Source organism: Deltaproteobacteria bacterium, from assembly GCA_035063765.1.
GTDB lineage: Bacteria > Myxococcota_A > UBA9160 > UBA9160 > PR03 > CAADGG01.
The window spans coordinates 1-6,099 of the sequence record JAPSFT010000052.1; the positions used below are offsets into that span (position 1 = coordinate 1).

The 6,099-nt window shown below is 71.0% G+C and carries 8 protein-coding genes and 1 pseudogene; 4 read left to right on the plus strand and 5 right to left on the minus strand.

What is annotated here, in order from left to right; translation table 11 throughout:
• From OZ948_19730 to OZ948_19745, 4 genes are all read left to right on the plus strand, one after another.
• On the plus strand, nucleotides 1–237 hold a 237-nt coding region (locus OZ948_19730; protein ID MEB2346950.1), incomplete at its 5' end, for a hypothetical protein.
• A 199-nt stretch (nucleotides 238–436) separates the two neighbouring features.
• Nucleotides 437–688, plus strand: coding sequence for a hypothetical protein (locus OZ948_19735; GenBank protein MEB2346951.1), 252 nt, complete (start codon nucleotides 437–439; stop codon nucleotides 686–688).
• A complete protein-coding gene (locus OZ948_19740; protein MEB2346952.1) occupies nucleotides 685–897 on the plus strand; it encodes a DUF2283 domain-containing protein in 213 nt (70 codons plus the stop codon). The genes OZ948_19735 and OZ948_19740 overlap by 4 nt, the downstream gene beginning before the upstream one ends.
• 76 nt (nucleotides 898–973) lie before the next feature.
• Complete coding sequence (locus tag OZ948_19745) at nucleotides 974–1,849, plus strand: M3 family metallopeptidase (protein ID MEB2346953.1); 876 nt, start codon at nucleotides 974–976, stop codon at nucleotides 1,847–1,849.
• A 15-nt stretch (nucleotides 1,850–1,864) separates the two neighbouring features.
• Here OZ948_19745 and OZ948_19750 read toward each other — a convergent pair whose 3' ends face one another.
• The 5 genes and pseudogenes from OZ948_19750 to OZ948_19770 form a co-directional block, all read right to left on the minus strand.
• A complete protein-coding gene (locus OZ948_19750) occupies nucleotides 1,865–3,703 on the minus strand; it encodes a winged helix-turn-helix domain-containing protein (protein MEB2346954.1) in 1,839 nt (612 codons plus the stop codon).
• Between the two features lie 133 nt (nucleotides 3,704–3,836).
• Nucleotides 3,837–4,058 carry a tautomerase family protein gene (locus OZ948_19755; protein ID MEB2346955.1) on the minus strand — a complete coding sequence of 74 codons (222 nt, stop codon included), beginning with the start codon at nucleotides 4,056–4,058 and terminating at the stop codon, nucleotides 3,837–3,839.
• 107 nt (nucleotides 4,059–4,165) lie between these two features.
• The gene (locus OZ948_19760) at nucleotides 4,166–5,074 is read right to left on the minus strand and encodes a polyphosphate kinase 2 family protein (GenBank protein ID MEB2346956.1); all 909 of its coding nucleotides are present in this window, start codon (nucleotides 5,072–5,074) and stop codon (nucleotides 4,166–4,168) included.
• Between the two features lie 13 nt (nucleotides 5,075–5,087).
• The gene (locus OZ948_19765; protein ID MEB2346957.1) at nucleotides 5,088–5,270 is read right to left on the minus strand and encodes a hypothetical protein; all 183 of its coding nucleotides are present in this window, start codon (nucleotides 5,268–5,270) and stop codon (nucleotides 5,088–5,090) included.
• 77 nt (nucleotides 5,271–5,347) lie between these two features.
• Nucleotides 5,348–6,099 (minus strand): annotated as a pseudogene (locus OZ948_19770) (transposase).

Here is a 6,099-nt window from a genome sequence, read left to right on the forward strand (position 1 = left end):
GAGGGCGATCGGTCCTTCGCCGATTTCGGGGGCCGCAAGCAGCCCGCCGACGGCCCCGGACGGCCCGATACGGCCCCTGCCGATCCGGCGATTCCCGACGCGGCCGCGAGCTTCGAACGCTCCGGCGACGAAGACAGCAGCATCTCCGCGGACTTGCTCGCGGGCGGGATGGTGGCCCAGGCCAGAATCGAACTGGCGACACCCGCATTTTCAGTCGCGAGGAAGCGCAAGAGGTGACGCGCGCTTGCGTCTCCTGCGCTGCGAGGACGTGAATGGGGCTGCACCGGAGAGCGCAGGCCACGGCCCCGCGGCCCCAGGCGGCCCCTGGTCCCGACGGGCCTCGATTGCCCGGATCCATCGTCGGTCGAGGAGCTGCTCGCCGCTCCGTGGTATCCTCCGCGCGCCCCAAGAGAACAACGAGGGCCGACGCAGAGCCTTGAGGACCACGCGCTACTTCGAGGAGCAGGTGCTGCGAAAGCGACCCTACATTCAGCGCGCGTGGTGCCAGGACGTGCTTGCTGCTCCGATCCGGCGCGAGGTGCAGGGGGACGGGCGGGTTCGATACTGGGGCAGGATCAGGATGACCGGAGAGATCGAAGCGCGAGTGCTGCGGGTCGTGACGCTCGAGGACGGGGAGACGATCCACAACGCGTTCTTCGACCGTACGTTCCGCGAGGAAGGACGATGAAGCTGCACTACTACCCGGAGACGGACAGCCTCTACATCGAGCTGAGGAGCACGCCGGGTACGGAGACCCGGGAGATCGTCGAAGGTCTCGTGGTCGATCTCGATGAGAAGGGGGATGTCGTCGGGTTCGACATCGACCACGCTTCGCGCAAGCTCGACCTGTCCCGGATCGAAACAATCGCGCTTCCGCCGGCAAGCGCGGTGGAATGAGGAGCGCGCCGGTCGCGAGCCACCAACGCTCGAACGGGCGAACAAGCGGTGGATCGAGCGCCGATAGCTACCCGTTATGGAAAAGCCCTCCGGGGAGTGGGCTCCAAGCCGGCAGGGTGCCACCCATCCTGCCCTGCTCGGCGCCTGCGAGGCGCGCTACGACCTGGTCCAGCGCTACTACCGCCTGAAGGGCCGGCTGCTCGGCCTCGAGCGGCTCTTCGACTACGACCGCTACGCGCCGATCGCCGCCGTCGAGGGCCGGCGCTCCTGGGACTCGGCGCGCCGGGTGGTGCTCGAGGCGTACAGCGACTTCGCGCCCGACATGGCCGGCATCGCCGAGCGCTTCTTCGAGCGGCGCTGGATCGACGCGGAGCTGCGGCCCGGCAAGCGCGGCGGCGCCTTCTCCGCCTCGACGGTGCCGGCGGCGCATCCCTACGTGCTGCTCAACTACACCGGCAACCTGCGCGACGTGATGACGCTGGCCCACGAGCTCGGCCACGGCGTGCACCAGTACCTGGCCCGCGCGCGTGGCCTGTTCCAGCAGGACACGCCGCTCACCACCGCCGAGACGGCGAGCGTGGTCGGCGAGATGCTCGTGTTCCGGCGCCTGCTCCGCGAGGAGCGCGACCCCGCCGTACGCCTGGGCCTGCTGTGCGGAAAGCTCGAGGACGCCTTCGCGCACTTCGTGCACTCGCCGTTCTACTGCTACGCGTACGCGTTCGGCGAGCTGCTGGTGCTGGCGCTGGTGCGCCGCTACGACGAGGAAGGCCCCGCCTTCGCGCCGCGCTACCTGGAGATGCTGGCGGCCGGAGGCTCCGAGTCGCCGCGCGAGGTGGTGGCACGCACCGGGCTCGACATCGCGGACCCCGGCTTCTGGGCGCGCGTGCTGTCGCTGCTCGAGGACCTGCTCGCGCAGGCCGAGCAAGCGGCGGCGGCCCTGGCGCCGTTCTGAGGCCGGGCGCGGCGCTCAGTCCTTGCGAAGCCGGTAGCCGACGCCCCGGATCGGCTCGATCCGAACGCCGCGCGCACCGAGCTTGCTGCGCAGGGACCGCACCACCTGGTCCACCACGTTGCTCGCACTCCCCGACTCGTAGCCCCAGACCCGCCGCAGCAGCTCTTCGCGCGAGACGGCGCGACCCTCGTGCTGCAGGAGATACGAGAGCAGGCCGAACTCGAGCCCGGTGAGCGGCGTCCGCACGCCGTCCACCACCAGCTCGCGCGAGGCGAGATCGACGATGTCCTCGTGCAGGATCTGGAGCTCGTCGGACACCAGCTCGGCGAGCCAGCCGTCGACCGAAGCTGGCCCGAAGTCGAGAACTGCGGTCCGGTAGCGTTCGCCATCCATCGTGACCTCGAGCCGGGGCAGCACCTGGAAGCGCAAGCGCGCCGCTGCTTGCGCGTAGGGATCGAGGTCCCGCACGCCAAGATAGACACGCCGGAGCGCCGGCCGCAGCTCGAGGTACGAACGCTTGATGTCGAGCCAGCACGCAGCCTGGACCGGAGACGGGGCCTCGCCGTGATCGCGGCCGAGCCAGCGCCGGATGAAGAGAACACGCTCCGACGCGGACACGGGCTCCGCACGCAGGTGTCGGCACCAGGCCCGGGTGAGCGGATCCCGCTCCAGCGCACTGTCGGCGACTGCGGAAGGCTCGAACATGCAGTAGAAGCCGGCGGCGGCGCCGTGACTCTCCCGGACGACGTGGAACGCGGCCGGATGGCGCTCGCGCCAGCCGGACAGATGCCGCGCGGCCTCCTCCCCGTCGTGGCGCGCGAGGATCTCCTCGATCGCCGCGCCGTCTTCGTCGCCGGCAGGCTCCACGTGAAGCGCTTGCGCCTCGCTCGGGAAGAAGGCCTCGCGCACGACCGGATTCTCGAGCAGGTAGAGCATGTCTGCCGTGCAGGTCCAGAGCTCCCGGGGCCCGGCGCCGGCGAGCTCCTCTCGCAGCTGCCGCCAGGCAGACTGGCGCGCGGACCGATGGCGTGCGGGATCCGCCATCCGCAGCGACGCGGCGACCGCCTCCCGAACCGCATCGTGGATCCACAGGCCTTCCGGAGAGGGCTCGACGAAGGGGAGCCTCTGCAGACGCTCGTAGGCACCATCCCCGGCTGCCGCCGGGGCGATCGCCTCGAGCAGCGAATGCCGGACCCGGCGCATCACGCAGCACGCTTCGAGCGTCCGGCGCATCGCGGGATCCGCGACGTCCTCGAGATGTGCGCGCGCCAGCTTCTCGAGCACGTGCGGCAGGGTCATCCGCTCGAGGTCCGCGCTCGGGTCCTCGAGGAGGGCGCGCGCCGCGAGCCGCAGGGCGAGCGGGTGGCCCCGTGCGAAGGCCTGGATGCGCGCCGTGGCCCCAGCGGCGATGCCCGCCTGCTCGAGCAAGCGCCGGGCATCGCGATCGTGCAACGGACCCAGGGAGACGCCGCGGAACAGACCGTGCCACGCGGGCGCGGCGAGCCAGGCCGCGACGGGTGGCTGGCGGCCGGCGAGTATCACCCGCGCGTGGTCGGGGAGCGCCGGCAACAGCCGCCGCCGCACCCACGCGTCCATGAGCCGGAACACTTCGTAGGTGTCGAGGACGAGGACGACCCGGCGCGCCAGCGACGCGAGCCGCGCGGCGATCGCCGCGACGGTGGGCTCGGGGGCGGCCGCCGCATCGGCCAGCGCGAGCAGGAGACCCCGCTCGGTCGGCTCGATGGCGCGACAGTCGAGCTCCATCACCAACGCGCCGCGCTCCTGCGCCTCCCCAACGAACGCCGCGAGCAGCGTGGTCTTGCCGACCCCCGCGATGCCGTGCACGTGGGCCACGAGCGGGCCCTCCTCCTCCAGGCACTGGAGCAGGAGGGCCAGCTCGCCGTGGCGGCCGATGAAGCCCTCGCGAGCCCGCCGTTCCAGGCGCTCGCCGAGCGTTCGCGGCGGCGCCGCGACTCGGCCGCTGATCTCAGGCCTCCGCGGCGCCGAGCTTGCGGACGACGTCGCAGGTGAGGATCTTGCCTCCGATCCCCCAGTCGCCCTCCTTCACCTCTTCGACCTTCACCCAGGTGTAGGGTCGCAGGCTCTCGCCTTCGATCGCGACCATCGTCTCGGTGAGCTGTTCGATGATCTTGCGCTTCTGCGCCGCCGAGAAGACGCCCTCGACGGCTTGAACGGTGACGAGCGGCATGGAGACCTCCTCGTTGGGTCGCTGGATTCTAGTCCTGGCGGGAGTACGGTCCACCGGCGGCCAATGAGAAATCGATGAGAATCGCCGCCGGGGCCGGCGCTGGGGCGTCAATCCTCCCCCGCCAGCACTTCGCGCGCCGTCGCCAGCTCCTTGCGCTTCGCCGAGTCCACCTTCGGCCACTCCAGCTTCAGGTCCTCGAGCGCGTCCACCACCGCCGCGGCCACCACCAGCCGCGTGAACCACTTGTGGTCGGCCGGCACCACGTACCACGGCGCGTGCGGCGTCGAGGTATTGCGGATCATGTCCTCGTAGGCGCGCTGGTACTGGTCCCAGTGCGCGCGCTCCTGCACGTCGCCCAGCGCAAACTTCCAGTTCTTCTCGGGTCGGTCGAGGCGCTCCTCGAAGCGCTTGCGCTGCTCGTCCTTCGAGACGTGCAGGAAGAACTTGCGGACCGCGGTGCCGTTGCGCGCGAGGTGCTGCTCGAGCTCGTTGATCGACTGGAAGCGCTCCTCCCAGATGTCCTTGGCGATCAGCTTCGAGGGCAGCTTCTGACGCACCAGCAGCTCCGGGTGCACGCGCACCACCAGCACCTCCTCGTAGTGCGAGCGGTTGAAGATGCCGATGCGCCCGCGCTCCGGCAGCCGCGTGGTGGTGCGCCAGAGGAAGTCGTGGTCGAGCTCCTCGGGCGAGGGCTGCTTGAACGAGTGCACCTGGCAGCCCTGCGGGTTCACGCCGGACATGACGTGCTTGATCGTCGAGTCCTTGCCGGCGGCGTCCATGGCCTGGAACACGAGCAGCAGGGACCAGCGGTCCTGGGCGTAGAGCATCTCCTGGAGCTCCGTGAGACGCTCGATGCCTTGTTCGAGCAGGCCGGCGGCCTGCTCCTTGGAGCGCAGGCGCCAGGTGTCACCGGGATCGACCTGCTTCAGCCGGAAGCGCTTCGGGTCCTGGATCCGGAAGCGGTCCGCGAACCGCCCTGCCCGCGCGACGATCGAGTTCCTGCGCTGTTTCGCCATGCTGCCTCGCAGCCTAGCAGCAGGTCGGCCAGCGGGCGGCGCGCTCCTCGAGGGCGCGTTGCGCGGCGGCAGCGTCTCCGCGTGGTGTCGAGCCGTTGCCGGGCGCTCCCGGCAGCCCGAGGAAGCCGCGCAGGAAGTCACGCAGGGCGAGAACGCCGGCGCGCGCGCGGGCGCCGATGACGCTCGCCGCCCTCACGCGGAGGCCGCCTCGGCGCCGACCGGCGCCGGCCTCGAGCGCAGCGTCCGCCACCAGACGCGCGCCGCGTCGAGCACCACGATCGCCACCAGCGCCATGAACAGGGCGGTGATGGCGGCGTCGAGGCGGTTGTTGGAGATCACGTGCTGGGTCTCGGCGATCTTCGCGGCCGGGATGCGCCCGGCGGCGATCTCGCCGGCGAGGAAGTCGGCCTGGGCCAGGAAGCCGATCCGGCGCTCGGCGTGGAAGATCCTCTGCCAACCGGCGCTCATCGTGACGGTGAGCAGCCAGGCCAGCGGCAGCCCGGTCAGCAGCCCGAAGCGCGCGCGACCCGACTTGACCAGGATCGTCGTCGCGGCGGCCAGCAGCTGGTTCGCGATCCCGAACAGCGGCCACAGCGGGTTGATCGCGAAGTGGACGCCCGGGTCCATCACCGCCGCCGACAGCAGCGCCATGATCGCGACGAAGCTCTCCATCAGCATCGCGCCGTAGCCGATCACGCGCGCGTCGCTCTCGCGGTCGAGCAGCTTCGGCGTGGTGCCGCTGGCGATCAGCGCGTGGAAGCCCGACATCGCGCCGACGGGTAGGGCGGCCGATGAGCCGACACCGCGATGCTGAGTGGACTCCTCCATCGCAGTACCCCGCGAGCAAGGCGCCGGTCGATGCGACGGCCCCGCTCCCGCCGGCACGACCCGATCCCGCTCGCTGGCGCAGGGGCCCAGGATCCCGTGGTAGCGGGCCAGGTGGAAGCGGGGCGGCGGGACCAGCGCCGCGAGCTTCTCGACGAGCTCCTGCGGCGTGAAGACGACGTGGGTCGTGTGCCGTCGCG